The sequence below is a fragment of the Gabonia massiliensis genome (assembly GCF_001403595.1).
GTDB classification, from domain to species: domain Bacteria; phylum Bacteroidota; class Bacteroidia; order Bacteroidales; family Coprobacteraceae; genus Coprobacter; species Coprobacter secundus.
On record NZ_LN877940.1, the window covers coordinates 180,898 to 204,843 of the forward strand.

Genomic DNA, 23,946 nt, shown 5'->3' on the forward strand with positions numbered 1-23,946 from the left:
ACCGCAGTAAAATTTTCATCATAAATTTTATATGCGGTTTTTATATTTTATATCTAAATCTTATGAATCAACATATAAAAAGTATTCTTGTAGAAATAAAGGATTACGGTTTCATTGTATTTGGCTTAATTCTATATGCTTTCGGATGGACAGGTTTTCTTTTGCCAGAAGAAATAACAACTGGAGGAGTAACTGGAATAGCAGCTCTTGTATTTTTTGGATTTAAAATACCTGTAGCTTTTACTTATGCGACTATCAATATATTATTATTAATAATAGCTATAAAAGTTATCGGTTTTCAATTTTGTATAAGAACTATATTCAGTGTAATTGTAACAACATTTCTACTTTCTATATTACAATCTATAATAAAAGAACCTTTAGTAAATGGTGAACCTTTCATGTCTTGCGTTATAGGAGGTATGCTATGTGGTGCAGGGATAGGAATAGTATTTACACACAATGGAAGTACCGGTGGAACTGACATTATAGCTGCTATTGTAAATAAATATAAAGAAGTTTCTATTGGAAGAATGATTCTATATTGCGATGTACTTATTATATCTTCATCATATTTACTTTTTCACAGTGTTGAAAAAATCGTATTTGGATTAGTTACAATGGTCATTATGACCTATATATGTGACATGGTCATCAATGGTGTACGTCGTTCGGTACAAATTCTAATATTTTCTGAAAAATATGAAGAAATTGCTAATAGAATTAATCAAGATATAGATAGAGGTGTAACTATATTAGAAGGTATGGGATGGTATTCTAAACAACCCAAAAAAGTTATCTGCGTATTAGCTAAACGAAACGAATCTATCAATATATTTAGAATTGTAAAATCCATAGACCCTAATGCCTTTATATCACAATCAAATGTAGTAGGTGTTTATGGAGAAGGATTTGATAAAATAAAAGCTTAAAATTATGACTTATAAAAAAAGGATATATATAATATTTGTGGTATTAATCGTTATATGCATTATACCTCTATTATTCTTGTCGCTTTATAATAATCCTACAAATGATGACTATACCTATGCCATTAGAAATCAAGATACGAACCTCCTTACTACCATATTAAATACCTACAAACACTGGTCAGGAAGATATTTCGCAACAGCTATATCAGAAATTAATCCTTTAATATATAATTCTTTAACTGCATATAAAATATATCCTATATTTATTATATTGGCGTTCTCATTTTCTTTTTTCTATCTTATAAATACTTTATACAAAAAATATTTTTCTAAAATAGCAATCATCTCTCTTTCATCTTTATTGATTCTTACATATCTCGTAAAATCTCCAAGTATTGTAGAATCTTTTTATTGGTTTTCAGGTTATATAACTTATACAATTCCTATCATTACGAATTTAATTCTACTAGCATACTTAACAAAAAAAAGAAATATATTCAACTTCATTATCAACTCTATATTAATATTTATTACGGTAGGTTCTAATGAAATATCTGCAATAATAGTATTCACAATTCTACTCTATATAAATATAGAATCATATAAAAATAAAGAAATTAACAAATATTATCTATATCTATTAATTATAAGTATTTTATGTATTGCAATAGTTATTTTATCTCCTGGAAATTTTTTAAGAATAAGTGTACAAAACAGCTCTTACAATACAAATATTATATGGACATTAATAATCAGTACTTTACAAACTATAATATCTTTTTTCGCATGGGGACCCATACTTTTATTAATTTCAATTATATACACATATTTGTGGGGTATAAAAATCAGTCATTACAACATAAATATATTTAATACTAAATTAAAAACATTCTTTATTTTTTTTGTATCTACCTTATTTTTAACTCATATACCTCCTAGTTTTGGCATAGGGTCTGTTGTAATAGGACGTATAGCTAATGTTGTATTTGTTTTCTTTATTATATCGTGGATATATATGACCCAACTATTTATAAATAAGTATAAAAAAAACATCATTAGTATTGAAAATAATTTATATTATAAATATATTATCATATCGGCTATTTTTATATTCGTTTTCAATAATATTTTCGATATAAATAATAATATAGCTACATCTTACGTTGATTTAGTAACAGGTAAAGCCAAAAATTATAATGAACAGCTTAAAAAAAGGTATCAACTTATTAATAATAATAACAGCAATGAATATTCAATAAAATTACCTTCTTTAAAAAATCCTCCCAAAACAATATATTTCAAAGATATTTCTGAAGATATACACTTTTGGGCAAACATTGATTGTAAAAATTATTGGAAATGTAAACCATATATATATTTGGAAAAAGAAGAGGAAAATTTAAATTCCAACTTTGAAACATTAAAGCAATTCGGTAAAAAAATAAGAAGTAAAAAATTCAATAAAAAATAAATGAAAAAAAAATTAGTATTTGCTACAAATAATAAGCATAAGATAAAAGAAATATCTTCTATATTAAATGAAGAAATTGATTTATATAGTCTTGAAGATATTAACTGCTCAGATGAAATACCTGAAACAGCAGATACTATAGAAGGCAATGCTTTATTAAAAGCTCAATTTATTAAAGAAAGATATGGTTATGATTGCTTTGCTGACGATACCGGTCTTGAGATTGAAAGTTTAAATAATGAACCTGGTGTTTATTCAGCAAGGTATGCAGGTAATGGCCATAATGCTGAAAACAATATGTTGAAAGTTTTATCCAAACTTTCCAATATAGATAATCGACGTGCTCGTTTCAAAACATGTATAGCACTAATATGGAACAATAAAACATATATGTTTGAAGGAACAATCTATGGCAATATAACAAAAGAAAAACATGGCAAATCGGGTTTTGGTTATGACCCTATTTTTAAACCTGAAGGATACGAACAAACTTTTGCAGAAATGGGAGAAGAAATAAAAAACAAAATTAGCCATAGAGCTATAGCCGTTCAAAAACTAATTACATTTTTACGATCCATAAAGTAGATTTTATGAAAAAAATATTTTATTGTATGACATTCTTTTTTTTCATACTTACCTGTCAAGCACAAATAGGTATGGGAGAATGGAAAATATTCTCAACATTCTATGAACCTTCTAAAATAATAGAAACACCAGAATTAGTTTATTTTATATCTGATGGTTATCTATATTCATACGACAAGAATTATGATGAATATAAAGAATACAATACCCAAAATTTACTAAATGACAATAATGTCATCAATATAGAATACGACAAAAAAAATAATATATTGGTGATCATCTACGAAAATAGTAATATTGATCTATTGGTAAATAATAAAATATATAACATACCATATATTAAAAATGCAACATTCAATACTTCTAAATCAATAAATGATATAAACTTTTATCAAGATGATATATTACTATCTACAGATTATGGGATTACTATCTTAAATGCAAAAAAGAAAGAAATCAAAATAACATATAATTTAGGAATCAAAATATTATCATCATGTATATTCAATAACACTATTTATGCTGGCAGAGAAGATAATATTTATATTGGAAATTTAAATGATAATCTTTTAGAATATAAAAATTGGAAATTTTATAAAGATCAAAAATTGAAGAAACTTTTATCTAATGATACTGGTATTTTAATGCATGATATAAATAATAGTCTTTATAAAATGGATTCTAACGAAAATTATTCATATATAGGAAATTTTTCAAACATAAAAAAGACACTAAATGAAGACTTTATTTTCTTCAATCATGACGCGTACGCTTATGCAAATAAAGATTTAAATATAACAGAATATTTACGCTATGAAACATACGAATCATTAAAAAATAAAGATATCAAAGACATCACTATATACAATAATAACTTATGTTTCCTTTTTTCAGAAGGTATTTGTTTTTTTCAAAAGAAAGGTGATATCCTTACACAAACAAAAGAAATAAATTGTACTGATAATTCTACTATAAAGATACCTTATAATTTATATTTTCATAACAACAAACTATATGTCAATAATCCAGGTATTAATGAATATAATAGAACTGACCAATTTACAAGCAGTAATATTTCCATATTAGAAAATAATCATTGGAATCTTATAAAAGCAAACGAGTTTCCTACATTTTATCATCCTGAAATACCTCTTTGTGCTCTATCTAATATAGTGGTTGACCCAGATAATGATAATATTCTCTATTTTGGTTCTTGGCTTGAAGGTTTATACAGAGTAAAAGATAATAAATTCGATGCTCATTTTGGTAACGAAAATGTATCTTTTATAACTAATGCAGATAATTGGGCCTCCAAAATAGCAGCACTTACATTCGATAAAGATAAAAATTTATGGATGACTCATCATTCTTTAAATACTGGTTTACTTGTTATGAAAAGAGATGGTAAATGGATTAATTATGACTATCCAGAACTTAAGAATAAACAACATCTTGATAGAATGTTAATACCTGAAAAATCCAAAACTAAATGGATTCTTTTTACATACCGATATAATAACATGGTTTTTGCTTTTAATGATAACGAAACAATAGATAATTTATCAGACGACATAACTCGTAAATTTACATCATTTATCGACCAAGATGACAAACAAATCAGTGCTTCTCAATTTTTCTGTATAACAGAAGATAAAAAAGGTCAATTATGGATTGGAACAGATCAGGGTCCTATCATATTAACAAACCCAGACAATTTCAATAATTCAAATTTTAAATGTACTCGAGTCAAAATTCCTCGTAATGATGGAACAAACGATGCAGACTTACTACTAAGCGATGAATCAATATTATGTATTACTATTGATGGTGCTAATAGAAAATGGATAGGAACTAAAGAGTCTGGAGTATATTTAATAAGTGAAGATGGATTGGAAACTATACATCATTTTACTACACAAAACAGTCCATTGCCCTCTAATATGGTCTTCAATATTGTTATCAATCCAGAAACAGGAGAAGTATATTTCGGTACAGAAAACGGATTAGCAGCTTTCAGATGGGACTCAGGTGAAGGCAAAAATGATTTTTCTAACGTATATGCATTTCCTAACCCTGTACGACCTGATTTTGAAGGATGGATTACTATTACCGGATTACAAGAAAACTCCTTAGTCAAAATTACAGATATCTCAGGAAACCAAATTTATCAAAATTATTCTCATGGTGGGCAAATATTATGGAACGGCAGAAATAAAAACGGTGACAGAGTAAAAACCGGCATATATTTGGTTTATGCTTCCAATGAAGAAGGAAAAGAGGGTGTCGTAACTAAAATAATGGTCGTTAACTAATTAATATAAAATAATTTAACAAGTTATCAATCTATACAAAAATTTTTATATTTGCATAAAAACATAAAGTATAGAGGTTATGAAAAAATTTGTCTCCTACATTTTTTTTATTACATGTCTCATTATTTGCTCCATATCACTATCAGTTGCCCAAAATAAAGACATAGATAAAGAAAAAGATATAATTACATTAATAAACAATAAAGAATATATAATAAACGTCTCATCTGCATTACCATTAAAAGGACCTTACATACATCTTACATCCAATTATTATATCAAAATGTGTAATGATTCTGTCTCTGTATATCTACCCTATTATGGTAGGGCTTATTCTGCCCCTTATGGTGGAGGTGAAGGAGGTATAAAGACTAATGGAAAATATACAAATTATAAACAGTCTATTAATAAAAAGAAAAATAAATATACTATATCGTTTTCAGCCAACAGCAAAGAGGATAAATACGAATTTCTTATAGATATTTTCTCATCGGGGGATGTATATATCCATGTTCAATCACGAAATAAACAATCTATATCTTTCAGTGGAGAGTTAGATAACTTAGAGAAAGGGACAGATTAAACAGTCCCTTTCTTTTTTATAAACCTAATTTAGAAGATATATCTAACATTTTCTTAATAGGAAGAACAGCTCTATCAGCAATATCTTTATCTACTTTTATTTCGGGTAGTTCGTTTTTCAAAGTTAAATATAACTTCTTCATTGTATTCAAACGCATAAAATTACATTCATTACAAGCACAAGTACTATCATTAGGTGGTGCTGGAATAAAAGTCTTATCTGGATTACTTTTTTTCATTTCATGAAGTATCCCTGATTCAGTTGCTACAATAAATTTTTTAGCAGATGATTCAGTAGCATATTTCAATAAAGCAGCAGTGGAACCTATCTTATCAGCTAACATCAATATAACTTTTTTACATTCAGGATGAGCTAAAATCAAAGCATCAGGATACTGCTTTTTCAAATCTAATATTTTCTCTAAAGAAAACTCTTCATGTACATGACAAGCTCCGTCCCAAAGCTTCATATTACGCCCTGTAATACTATTTATATAATTACCTAAGTTACGGTCAGGTCCAAATATAATTTTCTCTTCAGCAGGAAAACTCTCAACAATTTGACGGGCATTAGTTGATGTCACCACGACATCAGTTACAGCTTTTACAGCCGCAGAAGTATTGACATATGAAATAACCGTATAACCTGGATTATTTTCAACAAATTTCTTAAAATCCTCAGCAGGACAACTGTCAGCTAAAGAACACCCGGCATTTAAATCGGGAACTAATACTTTTTTATCGGGACACAATATTTTAGCTGTCTCCCCCATAAAATGCACACCACATAAAACTATAATTGAAGCGTCTGTCTTCGAAGCCCATTGAGCTAAAGCTAAACTGTCCCCTACAAAATCAGCTATATCTTGTATATCTCCACTCTGATAGTAGTGAGCCAATATAATAGCATTTTTTTCTTTTCTTAAGCGATTTATTTCGGATTTTAAATCTATATCCCCACCAACAGGAATATCTATATAACCTTTAGAGATATCCACATTATTCATATATTATATTCTTTATTTCTTTTAATTTTAAAAATAAAAATGATGATGATAATATACTGTTAATAGTATTTATATCTATTTCTTAATAACTATTGCATATTAAGTTATTAATATTAGATATTCTGTTATTAATATTATATAAACTATAATTTGACCTAATTATGAATAGATTACGTTACTTATTCACATATTGTTTATAATCTGCAAAGTTAAAAACTTTCTTATATAAAGATTATTGATAACTGTTATTTTTGACGTTTATAACTATAAAGAAAACTTTTTGTATTTTTCTTTTGATTTTAAATATAGATAGTGATATACTTTTATTTTTGGAATAAGAATTATATATACTCATTTTTTTATTTCAAGTTTTCTACAAGTTATCAAAAGCTATTAACAGTTTATTAATAGTAATCTATAGAAAGTATTTCTTATTTTTGTATTTTATATTTAAAGAGAAAATGGAGAAGAAAAGCATAATTGATTTAAATAGACTATCTCAAGAAGAATTTAGAAGAGCAGATAAAATTTCTCTTGTTGTAGTTCTTGATAATGTGAGGAGTTTAAATAATGTAGGTTCTATTTTTAGAACGGGAGATGCTTTTTTGATAGAAAATATTTTTTTATGTGGGATTACAGCGACACCACCACATCAGGAAATACATAAAACTGCGTTGGGAGCTGAAGATAGTGTATCATGGATGTATTATGAAGATACAGATACTGCAATCGATTATTTGCATGAGAAAGGTTATATAGTGTTTGCTATTGAACAAGTTGAAAATAGCATAGCTTTACAGAATATACAGTTGGATAAAAATAATAAGTATGCAGTTGTGCTTGGTAATGAAGTTAAAGGCGTACAGCAGAAAGTTGTTGATAAGTGTGATCAAAACATAGAGATTCCTCAGTTTGGAACAAAACATTCTTTAAATGTTTCTGTTACTGCAGGTCTAGTTATTTGGGATTTCTTTAAGAAGCTCTATTATTAGTTTTATATTTTATAGTGCGCCAGATTCAACTAAAAGAACTATTCTTTCTAACATGGCATCTTTTCCTTCAGGTTCCCATTCAGACTTCAAACTGACTCCAAACATACTTCCGAATGTTTGCCATAAACCTGCTCTGAAATTACCTAAAAAGGCTTTTATAAGATTATAAGAAGATTGGTTACATTCTCTGTCTATAAGTCTTATTAGAAGTTTTCCTTGGCTGTAAGTCATTTTTTTAAGAACGGGTTTGTATTCTTTGAAAAGCTCTTTTTCCATTCTTCTCAAATGTGCATTTTTGGCTTTGTCATCAGGTAAAGTTTCTATATATTCATAAGTTTCTAATAATGCAGCTTTTACCAGCTTGGCATAGGGTAAAGTTTTTTTTACATCACGTACTAACTTCCAGTAATATCTTTCCTCTTTTTTATTTTTGAATTTCATGGGAGGAAAACAATATACTGTTTTCATTTGTATTACCAATACGGTATCTCCACTCTGGAGTACAGCGTGATATGAACCAGTAAATGCTGAAAACTGGGTTTGAGCTGAGGTTTTATATATATTTGATATATAAAAAACCAATGAAGTACATAGTATGATGAATAATTTTTTCATTCGTTACAAAATTAGTTTTATTAGTTATATATCATACTTATTTTACATTATTTATTTATAATTCTATCTTGTGTATAACTTGTATATAAGTTGTCAATATATCTAATAATAAACATTTTAATATTCTATTTATCAGCATATTATATGTTTATTATTATTATTGACATATATAAAATAGTTTGTTGTTGATAAGTTATTTATAGCTTGTTTATTATTTGTTTATTTATGTTTTTAAATATTTGAATTTGAAATATTTAATATAATTATCAACAACTATTTATTTAATTATAGATAGATATGATTTTCAATCGTTATTTTTGTATATAAAATATTATAAGAATATGTCTACAAAATTGTTCGGAAGTGTAATTTTTGGGCCGGTTCATAGTCGTCGGTTAGGAATTTCTTTAGGTGTTAATTTGTTACCAATGGATGGTAAAGTATGTTCTTTTGATTGCATTTATTGTGAATGTGGATATAATTCTCAAGGTAAAGGTCATGGTTTGCCTACGGTGGAACAAGTTTATAAATCATTGGACAATAAGTTAAGGGAAATGTTTCATAACAAAGAAGAGTTAGATGTTATTACATTTGCAGGTAATGGAGAACCTACTTTACATCCTCAATTTTTAGATATAATAAATAATACCTTATTATTAAGGAATAAATGGTTCCCTAAAGCAAAAGTAAGTGTTTTATCAAATGCTACATGTATTGATAAAATATCTGTATTTGATGCTTTGAATAAAGTAGATAATAATATATTAAAATTGGATTCTGTGGTACCCGAAACCGTGGCTTTATTAAATGTTCCTAACAGTAAAAGCTTTACTGTTGATAAGTTGATAAGTAATTTGAAAAAATTTAATGGAAATCTTATTATACAAACGTTATTTGTCAGAGGAATACATAATGGTCATGTAGTAGATAACACTACCGAAAAAGAAGTTGAAGGCTGGATAAGAGCTATACAAGAAATAAAGCCTCGGCAGGTAATGATATATGCCATAGATAGAGAAACTCCTGAAAAGAATTTGGAAAAGTTATCTAAAGATGAGTTAGAGAAAATAGCCGATAAGGTAAGAATTTTAGGATATGATGTTACAGTATCAGTTTAGAGAAATGTTAACAAAATTATTTACCTCTATTAATTTCTATAATAGAGGTAAATAATGTAAAGAATATTGTTTTATCATTTGTAATCAGCCCAATTGGTTAGAGCCATATTTCCTGATTTAATAAATTCTAGATGAAATCCAAAGCACGCTTTTAGATTGTGGGGAGTATGTACATTTTTGGTCATGTTTAAATAATCCCATAATAGTTGTTTATAAGCAGGATTTGCGCAGTTTTCTATAATTTCTTTAGCTCTTTGTATTGGAGATTTTCCTCTTAAGTCGGCCACACCTTGCTCTGTTATTAAAATATCCACAGAATGTTCGCTGTGATCAAGATGTGAAACCATAGGTACAATAGCACTGATATTACCTCCTTTTGCTACAGAAGGACACGTAAATATAGAAATATAAGAATTTCGAGTAAAATCTCCAGAACCTCCTATACCGTTCATCATTTTGGTTCCTACTACATGTGTACTATTTACATTTCCAAATATATCAGCTTCTAATGCTGTATTTATAGTGATGATACCTAAACGACGAACTATCTCGGGATTATTACTTATTTCTCCAGGGCGAAGTACCAATTTATTTCTGAAGAAGTCAAGGTTGGAAAATACTTCTTCTTCTACTGTATTACTGATTGTAAGAGAACAACCGCTGGCAAAACGACATTTTCCTTCTTTCATTAATTTGATAACAGCATCTTGTACTACTTCGGTGTACATTTCAAATACAGGTACGTCAGGACTGTTACCCAATCCGCTTAATACAGCATTTGCTATATTTCCTACTCCAGACTGTAGTGGAAGAAATTCTTTTGGAATAAGACCTTTTTTTAATTGAGAAACTAAAAAGTTACAAACATTATCTCCAATACGAGTTGTGACTTCATCTACTGGAGCAAATTCTTTTACATTGTCTGGTAAATTAGTTTCTACTATACCGATAATTTTATGAGGATCTACTTTTATAACAGGAGAACCTATTCTGTCACTTGGTTTATAAATAGGAATTTCTTTTCTGTATGGAGGATTTATAGGTTCGTATATATCATGAAATCCATATAAATTTTGAGGCAAATGACGATTTAATTCTATAATGATTTTATCAGCCATATTGCAATAAGTAGGAGCAGCACCGACTCCAATACCTAAAGTAATTTCTCCATTTTCTGTTACATCGACAGCTTCAATTATGGCAGTATTTATTTTTCCATAAAAGCCGTATCTTAAATTTTGAGCCAAATGGGATAGATGTATATCAAAATAGTCGATTTCATTGTTATTGATAGCTGTACGAGAATCTTTTGTTGATTGATAAGGCGTTCTTGTTTTAATAGCTTTTGCTCTCGATAACACTCCATCAACATTGTCACTTGTTGATGCACCAGTAAATACGCCTATTTTAAAAGGTCTGCCTGCAGCATGTTCTTTTTCGGCTTTTTTTGCAATAGCAACTGATACAACTTTAGGTGTACCTGCAGCAGTAAATCCACCAAAACCTACGTTTTCATCATTTTCGATATAAGAAGCTGCTTCTTCTGCTGTAATAAATTTTAATGACATATTTTAATGTTTTTATAACGGTGTTAGACTGATCATATTTATAATGTGAGAATTATATATGTTGGACGAAAATAGGAAAAATAATTCATATTATTATTTTCATCAGTCTGAATTTTATGTTAGATTTAAATATTGAATTTACGAGATAGAATCTCATTATTAATTATAGCTCTACGTAAGTCTTCTGAATTACCGAACCATTTTTCATTTTCAATTTCATCATTATCGACGGAAAGTTGAAGATTAGGTATCTTTTTCTCTTTGGTTGGTATAGGTGGAGGTGTTATATTTTTTTTCTTATTTTCTTTTTTTGTAGGTGGAATAGAAGATATTTCCTTTTGTGGAAAAAAGATATCTTCCCAACTTATTTCTTTATTAGGTATATTATTTTCATTATCGGGAGATTCTTTTATAATTTTTTTTTGATTATCTTTTTTTATTTGTTCATTAGCTTTAACTACTGAACGAATTACAAAAAATAAAATAATAAAGATTAGCGCCCATAGATTCATATGCTTTTCGTATTTTTGTCTTCCAAAAATAAGTATTTTTCTATGAAAGTCCAAATAACTTATTATAAATAGATAAGGACAGTTTCACAACTGCCCTTAACAGATTTAACCTAAACCTTAACTATGAAAAAATTTCATATAATGTTTACTTTGCAAAAATATATATAAAATATTAAATTGCAAATAAAAAGTTGATTTTTGTAAGATAAATACTTATTTTTTATTCATAATATCATATTTACTAATAAAAAAATAAATAAATGAAAGAAGGTTCAGAAGCAGACTTTAAATCTGCGACCGGGAACGGAGAAAAAAAGTTGTTTATAGAAACGTATGGCTGTCAGATGAATGTAGCAGATAGTGAAGTTGTAGCATCTATTATGGAAATGGATGGTTATAATTTGTGTGAGAAATTGGAAGATGCCGATGCTGTGTTTATTAATACTTGTTCAATTAGAGATAATGCAGAACAAAAAATTTATTCAAGATTGCAATATTTTAATGCCTTACGTAGGAAAAATAAGCGATTGATAGTAGGAGTATTAGGTTGTATGGCTGAGCGGGTAAAAGATGAATTGATAAAAGATTATCAGGTAGATTTGGTTGTTGGTCCGGATGCTTATCTTGATTTGCCTAATTTAGTCGGAGCTGTTGAGCGGGGAGAAAAAGCCATAAATGTGAATTTATCTTTGACTGAAACATATAAAAAAATAATACCTGCACGTATTGGAGGAAATCATATATCCGGATTTATTTCTATTATGAGGGGATGCAATAATTTCTGCTCATATTGTATTGTGCCTTACACACGTGGAAGAGAACGTAGTAGAGATCCGGAAAGTATATTGCGGGAACTTTGTGATTTGAAACAACGTAAATTTAAGGAAGTTACTTTATTGGGCCAGAATGTAAATTCTTTTAGATTTGAAAATGAAAATGGTGAAATAGTAACTTTTCCTAAATTGCTTGCTATGGTTGCAGAAGTTGCAGGTCCCAGGATGAGAATTCGTTTTACAACGTCTCATCCTAAGGATATGAGTGATGAAATATTGGAAACGATAGCTCGTTATTCTAATATTTGTAAACATATTCATTTACCTGTTCAATCTGGTAGTTCTCGTATACTCAAACTCATGAATAGAAAATATACTAGGGAATGGTATTTGGAAAGAATAGCAGCTATAAAACGTATTATTCCTGATTGTGGTATAACTACAGATTTGTTTAGTGGTTTTCATTCAGAGACGGAAGAAGATTTTGCAGAAACACTATCTTTAATGAGAGAAGTTGGTTTTGATGCATCTTTCATGTTCAAATATTCGGAACGTCCCGGAACTTATGCTTCTAAAAATTTATCTGATAATATAGCGGAAGAAATAAAAGTAGAACGTTTACAGCGAATGATTGATTTGCAAAATGAATTATCTGCTCAAAGTAATAAAAGAGATATAGGTAAAATTTTTGAAATCCTTGTCGAGGGTTTTTCAAAACGTTCAAGAGAAGATCTTTTTGGACGGACTGAGCAAAATAAAGTAGTGGTTTTTCCTAAAAAAACTCACCATATAGGTGAGTTTGTACAAGTACGTATTATAGATTCTTCATCGGCAACTCTTTTAGGAGAAGCTATAGATTGAGTTGTCATTTTAATCTTATTTTTTGAAATTGTAATATAACTCATACATATCTGATACAATTTTCAGAATATGTATGAGTTTTTCGTATTATATATTCCAATACAAAAGAGTACATATAAATTAGATTATAAATTAGTTAAAATATTAAAATAAAAGTGCTTAAATTCATAATTAATTTGTTCTTTTGCATAAAATTCCGATAAGAATTGCCTCAATAAAGAGGAAGATAAAAAAGACTTTGGAGTTTGAATGTAAATGAGTTTAATAGTTTCTGTTATTCAGAAATTTAAATATTGATACCAAACTTGAAAAATATATTTTAAGGGTGGTAAAAAAGATTGATGCAGATGAGCGAATCCAAGAGTAACAAGCATATTACATTTTTTAATGCACGTCTCACTTCCACTATCAGTATATCATTAGTTTTGTTTATATTGGGTGTAATTGCTTTGATGGGGGTTTTGGCTACTCAATTATCGATGTATGTAAAGGAAAATATAGGTTTTTCTATAGTTTTAAAGGAATCAGCAAAAGAATCTCAAATAAAGCGATTGCAAAAAAAATTAGATACAGCTCCTTACGTAAAAGCAACGCAGTTTATTTCAAAAGAAGATGCATTGAAAGAGCTTGAAGTAGAAATAGGTGAAAATCCTGAAGATTTATTAGGTTTTAATCCATTAAAAGCTTCTATAGAGGTAAAATTGAAGGCCGATTATGCACATCCAGATAGTTTGCAATGGATAGAAAGGGGTTTAAATAAGGGAACAACTGCTATTGATGAAATAGTTTATCAGAAAGATTTATTGAAAATGGTTAACGATAATATACGCCGTATAGGATTAATTTTATTATGTTTGGCTATTGTTTTAATGATTATATCATTTGCTTTGATAAGTAATACTATCAGATTGACAGCTTATTCCAAAAGATTTATTATACACACAATGAAGCTGGTGGGTGCAACTCCGGGCTTTATTCGTAAACCTTTTATATTATCTAATATAGTTAATGGAATTATTGCGGCTTTTGTAGCTATTGGAATGTTGACAGGATGTGTATATTATTTGATGTCGGAGATTGATAATTTTTATACTTTAGTGAGTATTCAATCTTTAATGATGGTATATGTTATTGTATTGTTATTAGGCATTACGATTACAGCTATATCATCATATTTTGCTGTCAATAGATATATTCGTATGGATCGAGATGATTTGTATTATGTATAAAAATCACTTTTATCAAAGATTAAAAACTTATATATGGATACTCAAAAATTTGCATTAGGTAAACAAAATTTGATATTGATTGGTATCGCTTTTGTTGTTATTATTATTGGCTTTGCATTGATGGCAGGACCAGGTTCTACACCAGAACATTATAATCCTGATATATTTAGTTTCAGGAGAATAGTTTTGGCTCCGGGAATTGCTTTTGTCGGTTTTGTATTTATGATTTATGCTATAATGAAAAAGTCAAAATAATCAGAGCTGTACAAGTATTATATGGAAGAATTATCTTTATTTCAGACTATAATTATAGCTATTGTAGAGGGGTTGACTGAATTTTTGCCGGTATCTTCTACTGGGCATATGATTATAACACAACATTTGTTAGGGGTTCCGAGTAGTGATTTTGTTAAAGCTTTTACAGTGATTATACAGTTTGGTGCTATATTGTCAGTGGTTGTATTGTATTGGAAGCGCTTCTTTAAATTGAATAAATGCAAAATTTTTGATACGGATATTGTTAATAATAATGATAGGTCAGCTCGGTGGATAGAGTATGGAAAACGTTTTTTGTATAAATATGATTTTTATTGGAAGCTTTTAATCGCTTTTATTCCGGCAGCTTTTTTCGGACTATTATTTAGTGACAAAATTGACGAAATGCTTGAGAGCGTAACTGTAGTTGCTGTAATGCTTGTGATAGGAGGTATTGTAATGTTATTTGTGGATAAGTGGTTTGCAAAGTCTTCTCCAAATCAAGAGATGACTCCTAAAAAGGCTTTTTGTATAGGTCTGTTCCAATGCATAGCTATGATCCCTGGTGTCTCTCGTTCAATGGCTACAATTGTCGGAGGTATGGCACAAAAAATGACACGAAAAAATGCAGCAGAATTTTCTTTTTTTCTGGCTGTACCTACTATGTTTGCTGCGACAGCATATAAACTGTTAAAATTGGTAACTTCAGAGAATGGATTACAAATTTTGCAGGATAATATAATACCTTTAATTGTTGGTAATGTTGTAGCTTTTATAGTGGCTTTTTTGGCAATAAAGTTTTTTATAAGCTTTGTCACCAAATATGGATTTAAAGCATTTGGATATTATCGTATAATAGTGGGTGGTATTATTATTGTATTTATGCTGTTGGGGTATAATTTAGAAATAGACTAATGAATTTTTTAGAAGGAGAGATACTCTATTTTAACAAACCGTTGCATTGGACTTCATTTAATCTGGTAAAACGTATACGGGCTAAGATTATATATAAGCTGAAAATAAAGAAAATAAAAGTAGGTCATGCAGGGACTCTCGATCCTTTAGCTTCTGGAGTAATGATAGTTTGTACAGGAAAAGCTACCAAGTTGATTGAGAGTTTTCAATATCAAACGAAAGAATATATAGCAACATTACGATTAGGAGCGACTACACCTTCGTTCGATTTGGAAACAGAAATCGATGAGACATTTGAGATAGAGCATATTACTCGTTCTGAAACAGAAAAAGTTTTGCAAAGTTTTGTTGGTACTATTCAGCAAGTTCCTCCAGTTTATTCTGCATGTAAAGTTGATGGACGTCGTGCCTATGATTTTGCCAGAAATGGAGAGGAAGTTATATTGAAAGCTAAGGAGTTGGTTATAGATGAAATAGAATTGCTCGAATATGCTTTACCAGAAATAAAAATTAGGGTTGTATGCAGTAAAGGAACATATATAAGGGCTTTGGCAAGGGATATAGGTCGAGCATTAGGAAGTGGAGCCCATTTGGTATCTTTGGTCCGTACTCGAGTGGGAGATGTACACCTCAAAGATTGTTATACGGTTGACCAGATTGATGGTATTATAGAGAAGGCCAGACTCGAAATGTTGGCAGAGGAAGAAAAAGAAAATATAAAAAATACAGAGATATGAAATTATCGCAGTTTAAATTTAAATTACCAGAAGATCAGATTGCAAAATATCCTGCTAAAAATAGGGATGAATCACGTCTAATGGTACTTCATCGGAATACAGGTAAAATAGAGCATCGTATCTTTAAGGAAATATTAGAGTATTATGATGATAAAGATGTATTTGTATTTAATGATACAAAAGTATTTCCTGCACGATTGTATGGAAATAAAGAAAAAACCGGAGCCAAGATAGAGGTTTTCTTGTTACGTGAATTAAATGAGGAAAATAGATTATGGGATGTCTTAGTTGACCCTGCTCGTAAGATACGTATCGGAAATAAGTTGTATTTCGGGGAAGATGATTCCATGGTTGCAGAAGTTATCGATAATACGACTTCGAGAGGCCGTACTTTACGCTTTTTATTCGATGGTACACATGAGGAGTTTAAGGATGCTCTTTATAAATTAGGAGAGACACCCTTACCTCGTTATATAAATAGGCCAGTAGAACCGGATGATGAGTTGCGTTATCAAAATATTTTTGCGAAAAATGAAGGAGCTGTCGTGGCTCCTGCTGCAGGATTACATTTTAGTAGAGAACTTTTGAAACGTATGGAAATTAAGGGTATTGAATATAATTTCTTAACGTTGCATTCTGGTTTGGGAAATTTCCGTGAAATAGATGTGGAAGATCTTACGAAACATAAAATGGATTCGGAACAAATGTTGGTAACTCAACAGCTGGTTGATTTTGTAAATAAAGCAAAAGATGAGAATCGTCAAGTTTGTGCAGTGGGAACTTCTGTAATGAGGGCAATTGAGAGTACTGTAAGCACAGATGGTCATATGAAGACTTATTCTGGGTGGACTAATAAGTTTATATTTCCTCCTTATGATTTTACAGTTGCTACGAGTTTGATTAGTAATTTTCATATGCCATTATCAACGATGTTGATGATGGTAGCGGCTTTTGGAGGTTATGACCTTGTTCTTGAAGCCTATGATGTTGCATTAAAAGAGAAGTATAGATTTGGTGCTTATGGCGATGCTATGCTTATTTTAGACAGGTAAAAAATGTCTGTTGTATATTTAGGCATAGGAACTAATTTGGGAGATAAGGAAGATAATCTCAGATTTGCTTTAGAAAATATAGAGGAACAGATAGGAAAGATTATTTCCTGTTCTGTTCCTTATGCTTCTGAAGCTTGGGGATTTGAGTCTAAAAATTCTTTTTTGAATATTGTAGTTTCAATAGAAACACAATTAGCCCCATTTGATTTATTAGACGTCACTCAGAAAATCGAAAAATTAATGGGGAGAGAAAAAAAGTCTGTTGATGGTGTATATTCTGATAGAATTATAGACATAGATATACTTCTTTATGATAATATAAAGATGAATACTGATCGTCTGATACTTCCACATCCAGGACTTAAAGATAGATTATTTTTCCAAATTCCTTTAAAAGAAATTAATCCTGATTTTTAATTATTTGTTTTTAATGTATTTTCTATCTTGTCAATCGATACCTCATTCTTCAATTCTAATAAATATAAAGTAGAAATTGCTTTTAAATCGTATATGTCGTTTTTTTTAACTATAAGGTCAAGATGTGAATTGTATTATTAATCTACTAATTTGAAATATTTTTGTAGTAAGATAATAATTGAAACTTGAAAAAGTTATATATTTGCATCATCATAATGTGGAAGGATTTGGCTGCTTGCAACCACAGAAAAAAATGCTAAAACTGCGTTACCTACCATTTGTGTTATAGCTCAGCTTTACATTTTATCTACTTCCTTACATAATATGTATATAAATAGTTTTGAGTTTATACTTATTTAAATTTGTTATTATGAATTATTTGTTCACCTCTGAATCGGTGTCTGAAGGGCATCCTGATAAAGTAGCCGATCAAATATCGGATGCTTTGCTTGATGAGTTCTTGGCTTATGATGCCAACTCGAAAGTAGCTTGCGAAACTCTGGTAACTACCGGACAGGTAGTATTGGCAGGAGAGGTAAAATCATCGGCCTATGTTGACCTTATGGAGGTCGCTCGCCGAGTAATTAATCGTATTGGATATACTCGTAGTGAATATAAGTTTGAAGGAGATTCCTGTGGTGTATTTTCTGCTATTCACGAGCAGTCTGCTGATATTAATCGAGGTGTTGAGCGTGAAGATGAAATGAATCAGGGAGCTGGAGATCAAGGAATGATGTTTGGTTATGCATCTAATGAGACCGATAATTATATGCCTATTTCTCTGGATTTATCACATTTGTTGCTAATAGAATTAGCTGCTATCCGTCGCGAAGGGAAAGTCATGACATATTTGCGTCCTGACTCTAAATCTCAGGTGACAATTGAATACAATGATGCTCATACGCCTGTGAGGGTACATACTATTGTTATATCTACGCAACATGATGATTTTATTACACCTGAAAATAATTCTTTAGAAGCTCAGGCAAAAGCTGACGAAGAAATGTTGCGTATTATTTATAGTGACGTAAAGAATATTCTTATTCCTCGAGTAATAGCTTTGTTACCAAAACGAGTTCAAGCTCTTTTCGATGAGAATCTTATTCTGCACGTAAATCCTACGGGTAAATTTGTAATCGGAGGACCGCATGGAGATACAGGTCTTACCGGACGTAAAATTATTGTTGATACCTATGGAGGTAAAGGTGCTCATGGGGGAGGTGCTTTTTCAGGGAAAGACCCTTCGAAAGTTGACCGTTCGGCAGCTTATGCTGCGCGCCATATAGCTAAGAATATGGTTGCTGCTGGAGTTTCAAATGAAATGTTGGTACAAATATCTTATGCTATAGGTGTTGCTCAACCAGTCAGTGTTTTTGTAGATACATATAATAAGTCAAATGTTGATATGAGTGATGCTGAGATTGCGTCTAAGATAACTGAAATATTTGATTTAAGACCGAGAGCTATAGAAAAACGATTGAAGTTAAGGAATCCTATCTATGAGGAAACAGCAGCATATGGGCATATGGGAAGAAAGCCTCAAACAATAGTGAAAACATTTACTTCAAAATATGAACCTGTTCCATTAACGCGTGAGGTGGAGTTATTTACATGGGAAAAACTTGATTATGTAGATACAATTAAGAAAGCGTTTAATTTATAGAAAATATAATATAAGGGATAATTATTGGAGAATACTTGTATATAGTATTCTCCTTTTATTTTATGTACTTGTCTAATTTGTCTTTTTATTTTGATACTGAATGTAAAAGGCGTAAATTTGCGTATATATCTCCAAATCTGAAATATATGAGTAGAATTATTTATATATGTTTTATCGTTACAACAATGTTTATGTCATCAGCTTGTAGTGATAAAAAAAATTATACTATAGAAGCTAAGATAGTCAATTTAGAAGGTAAGCCTATCTATGTAATTCAAGATAAATATAATGAAGGTTTTAAATTAGATACCTTGCAACCAGATAACAACTTTTTCAGGTTAAAGGGTTCTTCCAATTCTTTAACGTCTGTACGATTATATTTTAATGATAAAACGGAATTGATGAGTTTGTATTTGAAGAATGGAGATCATATTACGTTAGAAGGGGATGCAAATAAGCCTTTTGAAATTGCAATAAAGGGTAATAGAATAAATGAGGAAATAGGTGATTTTAGAAAGAGGAATAGTTTGGTACTTGAACGTTTACGAGAAAAAGAAAAGAATTTTGTTACACATTGGAACAAACCGGAATATAGCCAATCAATAAAACAGTTAAGAGCGTCTTTGCAGAAAGATGCCATTGCTTTTATCCAAGAACATAAATCTTCTCTGTCGTCTTCTATTTTGATATATGAATATTTATTAGATATTGATAATTATGCATTTTGTGATTCTTTGTTGAAAACACTATCTCCAGATGCAAAGCCTGTAAACTTGCAAGCAAAAATGGAAGTAATATTTTCTAAAATTTTAAAGAGCAAAATAGGAACCTCTCTCCCCTATTTTACTTTACGAAATGAAAATGATTCAATAATATATTCAACATCTTTTAATGGTAAACCTACTATTATTACTTGCTGGTCAATAGATGATACACTTAGTATGAAGGAAATGCGTTATCAGAAAAATTGGTATAAAGAACTCGACAGAAAAGATTATAATATGGTAGGTATATCTTTTGATATGGATGTGAATGCATGGAAGAATCGTTTAAAAACAGATTCTTTAAGTTGGAAACAAGTAAGATTGCCAGAAGGATGGAATTCTCCTTGGGTAAAAAATAGTGGCATTGTTCAGATTCCTTATACATTAGTTCTTGATAAAAGAGGTAAAATTATAGCGCGTAATTTGCAAGGAAGTATATTACAAGATTACTTAATAAAGATGTTGGAGGAGGAAGATAGTTTAAAACAACAGAAGGATAATAGGAAATAGTATATTTATAATAGAAAGAACCTTTTTTAGTTGTATATTTTGTTTTAAAAATGTTAGTTAAAGTTTTTGCCGCGGCAGTGCAGGGTATAGATGCACTGATTGTAACGATAGAAGTGAATTGCTCTAATGGTATTCGTTTTTTTATGGTGGGATTACCAGATACTGCCGTAAAAGAGAGTCATGAACGTATAGTCTCTGCATTGCAGCATAATGGATATAAATTTCCTCGTAGGCAAATTATTATAAATATGGCTCCTGCTGATATTAAAAAAGAGGGTTCGGCATATGATCTTCCTTTAGCTATTGGGATATTAGCTTCAGCGGAGATGGTTTCTAATGAAAAATTAGGTCAGTATATGTTGATGGGTGAGCTCTCTCTTGATGGCTCTATACTTCCTGTAAGAGGCATATTACCGATAGCTATTAAAGCTCGGGAAGAAGGCTTTACAGGACTTATTGTACCTAAAGCTAATGTTATGGAAGCAGCTGTTGTGAATAACTTGGATGTATATGGTGTCGAAAATATAAAAGAAGTTATAGATTTCTTTAATGGTGAAGTTGATTTGACTCCTACTATTATTGATACCAGAGCAGAGTTTTATAAAAAGCAACAGAATTTTGATCTTGATTTTGCAGATGTGAAGGGTCAAGAGAATGTAAAAAGAGCATTAGAAGTTGCTGCTGCAGGGGGACATAATCTTATTATGGTAGGGCCTCCGGGAGCTGGGAAATCTATGATGGCTAAGCGAATTCCGTCTATTTTACCTCCTCTTACTCTTCAAGAGGTATTAGAGACGACAAAGATACATTCTGTTGCCGGTAAGATGGGTAGTAGTACGTCTTTATTAACTCAAAGGCCTTTTCGATCTCCACATCATACTATTTCCAGTGTTGCTTTGGTTGGCGGAGGAGCTTATCCTCAACCAGGAGAAATTTCTTTAGCACATAATGGAGTACTTTTTTTGGACGAACTTCCTGAGTTTTCAAGGCAGGTATTAGAAGTAATGAGGCAGCCATTGGAAGACCGTAAGATAACGATATCGAGAGTTAAATATTCTATAGAATATCCGGCAGGGTTGATGTTGGTAGCATCTATGAATCCGTGTCCTTGTGGATATTATAATCATCCGGAAAAGAAATGTATTTGTCCTCCGGGAGCAGTATTGAAATATCTTAATCGTATATCAGGTCCATTACTTGACCGTATTGATATACAAATTGAAATTGTGCCTGTCCCGTTTGAAAAAATATCGGATACTCGTCCTGCTGAGTCGAGTGCAGCTATTAGGGAGCGTGTCATTAAGGCTCGGCAGGTTCAGGAAATACGTTTTAAAAATATTTCGGGAGTATATTGTAATGCACAGATGAATACAAAATTGTTGAATGAATTTGCAGAGCCGGATAGTGCAGGAAAAGAACGATTGAAAGCTGCTATGGTGAGATTTAATCTTTCGGCAAGAGCTTATGATCGAATTTTAAAAGTTGCTCGTACGATAGCTGATTTGGAAGGTAGTAAGAATATTCAAGTAAATCATATTTCAGAAGCAATTAGTTATCGAAATCTTGATCGGGAAAATTGGGCAGGGTAAGAATTACTACCGATTTTTAAATATAGCATTTTTAGTGTACTTAGAGGTAATTTATTGTATCAAAGAGGAAAAGTAGTCGACACCAATGATAATAAGATAATATCTAAGAAATTTACCTATCAACATTGAAATGTTTACAAGTAAGGCATTAGCTCTCATTAAACCTAATCCCACAATGATTAAATCACCTATTCCGGGAAGAAAAACAAAAAATGCCATTAGTGCACCTTTCCCTTGAAGCCATTTTTGAGTTTTTTCTAATTTTTCGTGTTTTATACGAAGATATTTTTCTATCCATTCTATTTTTCCAAGGTGTCCTATATAATAACAGGTAACCCCACCTAACCAGTTTCCTGCCGTAGCTGTCAGAAGACATCCCCATGGATGAAACCCAGCTACTAATAATATTCCTAGTACGACTTCTGAACTTAGAGGGATTATACTACCAGATAGAAAAGCCGAAAGAAAAAGTCCTATATATCCCCATTCACTTAATCCTGCAATAAATTCCATAAAAATAGTAAGAAATATAAAGTGAGTATTATATAAAATAATACAATTGTAGGCTTATTTTTTGTATTAGTGAAAAAATGAGCAGCTTGTAACGCAATACATGTATTTAATACAGGCAAATAAATATTACTTTCATTAAAATGAATGATAATGGCTATAATTGCAACAATTAGCAATATATTAATAAATCCATTATAGGCTCGAGTTCTGGTTTTATCATTAAAATTGTTATAGAGATTGTTTATAATACTGATTATACCTAAAACTATTGTGGGGAAAATATATAATAATTGAGTATAATTCAGACATTGCAATTCATATATATGATTTTCTGATAATGGAACAAAGAGGTTTTCAGAGTATAAAGTTATTCCGAATATCCAATGTGCACTTAAAATGAGCCAACCAACTGTTATTAATCCTAATAGGGTTGCAACGAATGTTTTTCCAGTTAGAGACCTCATCTGATACATTCCTATCCAAAATATGGGCATTAAATATATAAATGGACTCCAGAACAAAGTGCCGAATCCTATATAAAGGGATAACCCGAAGGCGTGGCGTTGTGTTTGTTCTTTTTGGTATGACGAGAATAAGGTAAATAAAGAAAGAATCAGTATGAAAGATAATAAATTACCTAAGTTCAAAGTGGAAGTTAGGCTGGGATTGCTTCCTTCTAATAAAAGAAAAAAGAGTAAAGGAAATAAAGTCCTGGATCTGATTAGAGCAAAAATACTATTCATTCTTTGTAATAGTAGAGCGCAGAATAGTATAATCACAGTATTGATTACATTACATAATAGAGGTGATAGCTTCCACAAATCTTGATTTGGTAGTATAAGACTGTGGTTGCTAATATTCTCAATAACAGGTATAAACCTGAAAGAAAGAAATACAGCAACCAGAAAAACACCGACACTTAAATATATAATTATATTATTATCGGCCAGTTTATTTAGATGGTCGTCTCTCAA

The 23,946-nt window shown here is 30.4% G+C and carries 23 protein-coding genes; 17 read left to right on the forward strand and 6 right to left on the reverse strand.

Features of this window, described 5'->3' with window-relative positions; genetic code table 11:
* Positions 1-62: 62 nt before the first annotated feature.
* From BN2628_RS10805 to BN2628_RS10825, 5 genes are all read left to right on the forward strand, one after another.
* Positions 63-932 carry a YitT family protein gene (locus tag BN2628_RS10805; RefSeq protein ID WP_044226532.1) on the forward strand — a complete coding sequence of 290 codons (870 nt, stop codon included), beginning with the start codon at positions 63-65 and terminating at the stop codon, positions 930-932.
* A gap of 4 nt (positions 933-936) precedes the next feature.
* Positions 937-2,403, forward strand: coding sequence for a DUF6056 family protein (locus BN2628_RS10810; protein ID WP_055097233.1), 1,467 nt, complete (start codon positions 937-939; stop codon positions 2,401-2,403).
* Positions 2,404-2,988, forward strand: a complete 585-nt coding sequence (locus BN2628_RS10815; protein ID WP_055097235.1) for a non-canonical purine NTP diphosphatase — start codon at positions 2,404-2,406, stop codon at positions 2,986-2,988.
* A 5-nt stretch (positions 2,989-2,993) separates the two neighbouring features.
* Positions 2,994-5,300: a type IX secretion system anionic LPS delivery protein PorZ gene (locus BN2628_RS10820; RefSeq protein ID WP_055097237.1), complete on the forward strand. Its 2,307-nt coding sequence runs from the start codon at positions 2,994-2,996 to the stop codon at positions 5,298-5,300.
* 79 nt (positions 5,301-5,379) lie between these two features.
* Positions 5,380-5,883 carry a DUF4251 domain-containing protein gene (locus tag BN2628_RS10825; RefSeq protein ID WP_044226547.1) on the forward strand — a complete coding sequence of 168 codons (504 nt, stop codon included), beginning with the start codon at positions 5,380-5,382 and terminating at the stop codon, positions 5,881-5,883.
* 16 nt (positions 5,884-5,899) lie between these two features.
* On the opposite strand, the gene nadA is transcribed toward BN2628_RS10825, so the two are convergent.
* Complete coding sequence (nadA, locus tag BN2628_RS10830; protein WP_044226550.1) at positions 5,900-6,889, reverse strand: quinolinate synthase NadA; 990 nt, start codon at positions 6,887-6,889, stop codon at positions 5,900-5,902.
* A 461-nt stretch (positions 6,890-7,350) separates the two neighbouring features.
* On the opposite strand from nadA, the gene BN2628_RS10835 reads away from it, so the two are divergent.
* Entirely contained in the window at positions 7,351-7,881 is a 531-nt protein-coding gene (locus BN2628_RS10835) for an RNA methyltransferase (protein ID WP_044226553.1), read from the forward strand.
* 9 nt (positions 7,882-7,890) lie between these two features.
* On the opposite strand, the gene BN2628_RS10840 is transcribed toward BN2628_RS10835, so the two are convergent.
* The gene (locus BN2628_RS10840; RefSeq protein ID WP_082002223.1) at positions 7,891-8,496 is read right to left on the reverse strand and encodes a DUF4294 domain-containing protein; all 606 of its coding nucleotides are present in this window, start codon (positions 8,494-8,496) and stop codon (positions 7,891-7,893) included.
* Positions 8,497-8,837: 341 nt separating this feature from the next.
* Here BN2628_RS10840 and BN2628_RS10845 point away from each other — a divergent pair, with 341 nt between their 5' ends.
* Entirely contained in the window at positions 8,838-9,614 is a 777-nt protein-coding gene (locus BN2628_RS10845; protein WP_044226557.1) for a radical SAM protein, read from the forward strand.
* Between the two features lie 74 nt (positions 9,615-9,688).
* On the opposite strand, the gene BN2628_RS10850 is transcribed toward BN2628_RS10845, so the two are convergent.
* Positions 9,689-11,182, reverse strand: coding sequence for a butyryl-CoA:acetate CoA transferase (locus tag BN2628_RS10850; protein ID WP_021931698.1), 1,494 nt, complete (start codon positions 11,180-11,182; stop codon positions 9,689-9,691).
* A gap of 125 nt (positions 11,183-11,307) precedes the next feature.
* Positions 11,308-11,694, reverse strand: coding sequence for a hypothetical protein (locus BN2628_RS10855; protein WP_055097240.1), 387 nt, complete (start codon positions 11,692-11,694; stop codon positions 11,308-11,310).
* A 260-nt stretch (positions 11,695-11,954) separates the two neighbouring features.
* Here BN2628_RS10855 and miaB point away from each other — a divergent pair, with 260 nt between their 5' ends.
* The 10 genes from miaB (at position 11,955) to BN2628_RS10905 (ending at position 22,459) form a co-directional block, all read left to right on the forward strand.
* Complete coding sequence (gene miaB / locus BN2628_RS10860) at positions 11,955-13,328, forward strand: tRNA (N6-isopentenyl adenosine(37)-C2)-methylthiotransferase MiaB (RefSeq protein ID WP_044226565.1); 1,374 nt, start codon at positions 11,955-11,957, stop codon at positions 13,326-13,328.
* Between the two features lie 347 nt (positions 13,329-13,675).
* Positions 13,676-14,557, forward strand: coding sequence for a cell division protein FtsX (locus tag BN2628_RS10865; protein WP_044226984.1), 882 nt, complete (start codon positions 13,676-13,678; stop codon positions 14,555-14,557).
* Between the two features lie 33 nt (positions 14,558-14,590).
* The gene (locus BN2628_RS10870; RefSeq protein ID WP_021931702.1) at positions 14,591-14,812 is read left to right on the forward strand and encodes a DUF3098 domain-containing protein; all 222 of its coding nucleotides are present in this window, start codon (positions 14,591-14,593) and stop codon (positions 14,810-14,812) included.
* Positions 14,813-14,833: 21 nt separating this feature from the next.
* The gene (locus tag BN2628_RS10875; RefSeq protein ID WP_044226568.1) at positions 14,834-15,727 is read left to right on the forward strand and encodes an undecaprenyl-diphosphate phosphatase; all 894 of its coding nucleotides are present in this window, start codon (positions 14,834-14,836) and stop codon (positions 15,725-15,727) included.
* The gene (gene truB / locus BN2628_RS10880; RefSeq protein ID WP_044226571.1) at positions 15,727-16,464 is read left to right on the forward strand and encodes a tRNA pseudouridine(55) synthase TruB; all 738 of its coding nucleotides are present in this window, start codon (positions 15,727-15,729) and stop codon (positions 16,462-16,464) included. The genes BN2628_RS10875 and truB overlap by 1 nt, the downstream gene beginning before the upstream one ends.
* Positions 16,461-17,516, forward strand: coding sequence for a tRNA preQ1(34) S-adenosylmethionine ribosyltransferase-isomerase QueA (gene queA, locus BN2628_RS10885; RefSeq protein ID WP_021931705.1), 1,056 nt, complete (start codon positions 16,461-16,463; stop codon positions 17,514-17,516). Before truB ends, queA begins: the two co-directional genes overlap by 4 nt.
* A gap of 3 nt (positions 17,517-17,519) precedes the next feature.
* Positions 17,520-17,933, forward strand: a complete 414-nt coding sequence (gene folK / locus BN2628_RS10890) for a 2-amino-4-hydroxy-6-hydroxymethyldihydropteridine diphosphokinase (protein ID WP_055097242.1) — start codon at positions 17,520-17,522, stop codon at positions 17,931-17,933.
* 370 nt (positions 17,934-18,303) lie between these two features.
* Positions 18,304-19,596 (forward strand): methionine adenosyltransferase, encoded by a 1,293-nt coding sequence (gene metK / locus BN2628_RS10895; protein WP_044226577.1) that lies wholly within the window; start codon positions 18,304-18,306, stop codon positions 19,594-19,596.
* 146 nt (positions 19,597-19,742) lie between these two features.
* Positions 19,743-20,870, forward strand: coding sequence for a DUF4369 domain-containing protein (locus BN2628_RS10900; protein ID WP_257606470.1), 1,128 nt, complete (start codon positions 19,743-19,745; stop codon positions 20,868-20,870).
* 50 nt (positions 20,871-20,920) lie between these two features.
* On the forward strand, positions 20,921-22,459 hold the full coding sequence (locus BN2628_RS10905; RefSeq protein ID WP_055097244.1) for a YifB family Mg chelatase-like AAA ATPase: 1,539 nt from the start codon (positions 20,921-20,923) through the stop codon (positions 22,457-22,459).
* Between the two features lie 51 nt (positions 22,460-22,510).
* Here the strand turns inward: BN2628_RS10905 and BN2628_RS10910 are convergent, their stop codons facing one another.
* Together BN2628_RS10910 and BN2628_RS17805 are read right to left on the reverse strand one after the other, a co-directional pair.
* The gene (locus tag BN2628_RS10910; protein ID WP_044226585.1) at positions 22,511-22,972 is read right to left on the reverse strand and encodes a YqaA family protein; all 462 of its coding nucleotides are present in this window, start codon (positions 22,970-22,972) and stop codon (positions 22,511-22,513) included.
* Positions 22,951-23,946, reverse strand: coding sequence for a DUF6427 family protein (locus BN2628_RS17805; RefSeq protein ID WP_277098874.1), 996 nt, complete (start codon positions 23,944-23,946; stop codon positions 22,951-22,953). Before BN2628_RS17805 ends, BN2628_RS10910 begins: the two co-directional genes overlap by 22 nt.

What these genes read in the sequence shown, in the direction of transcription:
- BN2628_RS10810 (WP_055097233.1), top strand. Translation starts at nt 937, where the DNA reads ATGACTTATAAAAAAAGGATATATATAATATTTGTGGTATTAATCGTT.
- BN2628_RS10865 (WP_044226984.1), top strand. Translation starts at nt 13,676, where the DNA reads ATGAGCGAATCCAAGAGTAACAAGCATATTACATTTTTTAATGCACGT.
- queA (WP_021931705.1), top strand. Translation starts at nt 16,461, where the DNA reads ATGAAATTATCGCAGTTTAAATTTAAATTACCAGAAGATCAGATTGCA.
- BN2628_RS10805 (WP_044226532.1), top strand. Translation starts at nt 63, where the DNA reads ATGAATCAACATATAAAAAGTATTCTTGTAGAAATAAAGGATTACGGT.
- BN2628_RS10910 (WP_044226585.1), bottom strand. Translation starts at nt 22,972, where the DNA reads ATGGAATTTATTGCAGGATTAAGTGAATGGGGATATATAGGACTTTTT.
- BN2628_RS10840 (WP_082002223.1), bottom strand. Translation starts at nt 8,496, where the DNA reads ATGAAAAAATTATTCATCATACTATGTACTTCATTGGTTTTTTATATA.
- metK (WP_044226577.1), top strand. Translation starts at nt 18,304, where the DNA reads ATGAATTATTTGTTCACCTCTGAATCGGTGTCTGAAGGGCATCCTGAT.
- BN2628_RS10825 (WP_044226547.1), top strand. Translation starts at nt 5,380, where the DNA reads ATGAAAAAATTTGTCTCCTACATTTTTTTTATTACATGTCTCATTATT.
- BN2628_RS10850 (WP_021931698.1), bottom strand. Translation starts at nt 11,182, where the DNA reads ATGTCATTAAAATTTATTACAGCAGAAGAAGCAGCTTCTTATATCGAA.
- BN2628_RS10905 (WP_055097244.1), top strand. Translation starts at nt 20,921, where the DNA reads ATGTTAGTTAAAGTTTTTGCCGCGGCAGTGCAGGGTATAGATGCACTG.
- BN2628_RS10855 (WP_055097240.1), bottom strand. Translation starts at nt 11,694, where the DNA reads ATGAATCTATGGGCGCTAATCTTTATTATTTTATTTTTTGTAATTCGT.
- nadA (WP_044226550.1), bottom strand. Translation starts at nt 6,889, where the DNA reads ATGAATAATGTGGATATCTCTAAAGGTTATATAGATATTCCTGTTGGT.
- truB (WP_044226571.1), top strand. Translation starts at nt 15,727, where the DNA reads ATGAATTTTTTAGAAGGAGAGATACTCTATTTTAACAAACCGTTGCAT.
- BN2628_RS10815 (WP_055097235.1), top strand. Translation starts at nt 2,404, where the DNA reads ATGAAAAAAAAATTAGTATTTGCTACAAATAATAAGCATAAGATAAAA.
- BN2628_RS10845 (WP_044226557.1), top strand. Translation starts at nt 8,838, where the DNA reads ATGTCTACAAAATTGTTCGGAAGTGTAATTTTTGGGCCGGTTCATAGT.
- BN2628_RS10900 (WP_257606470.1), top strand. Translation starts at nt 19,743, where the DNA reads ATGAGTAGAATTATTTATATATGTTTTATCGTTACAACAATGTTTATG.
- folK (WP_055097242.1), top strand. Translation starts at nt 17,520, where the DNA reads ATGTCTGTTGTATATTTAGGCATAGGAACTAATTTGGGAGATAAGGAA.
- BN2628_RS10835 (WP_044226553.1), top strand. Translation starts at nt 7,351, where the DNA reads ATGGAGAAGAAAAGCATAATTGATTTAAATAGACTATCTCAAGAAGAA.
- miaB (WP_044226565.1), top strand. Translation starts at nt 11,955, where the DNA reads ATGAAAGAAGGTTCAGAAGCAGACTTTAAATCTGCGACCGGGAACGGA.
- BN2628_RS10870 (WP_021931702.1), top strand. Translation starts at nt 14,591, where the DNA reads ATGGATACTCAAAAATTTGCATTAGGTAAACAAAATTTGATATTGATT.
- BN2628_RS10875 (WP_044226568.1), top strand. Translation starts at nt 14,834, where the DNA reads ATGGAAGAATTATCTTTATTTCAGACTATAATTATAGCTATTGTAGAG.
- BN2628_RS10820 (WP_055097237.1), top strand. Translation starts at nt 2,994, where the DNA reads ATGAAAAAAATATTTTATTGTATGACATTCTTTTTTTTCATACTTACC.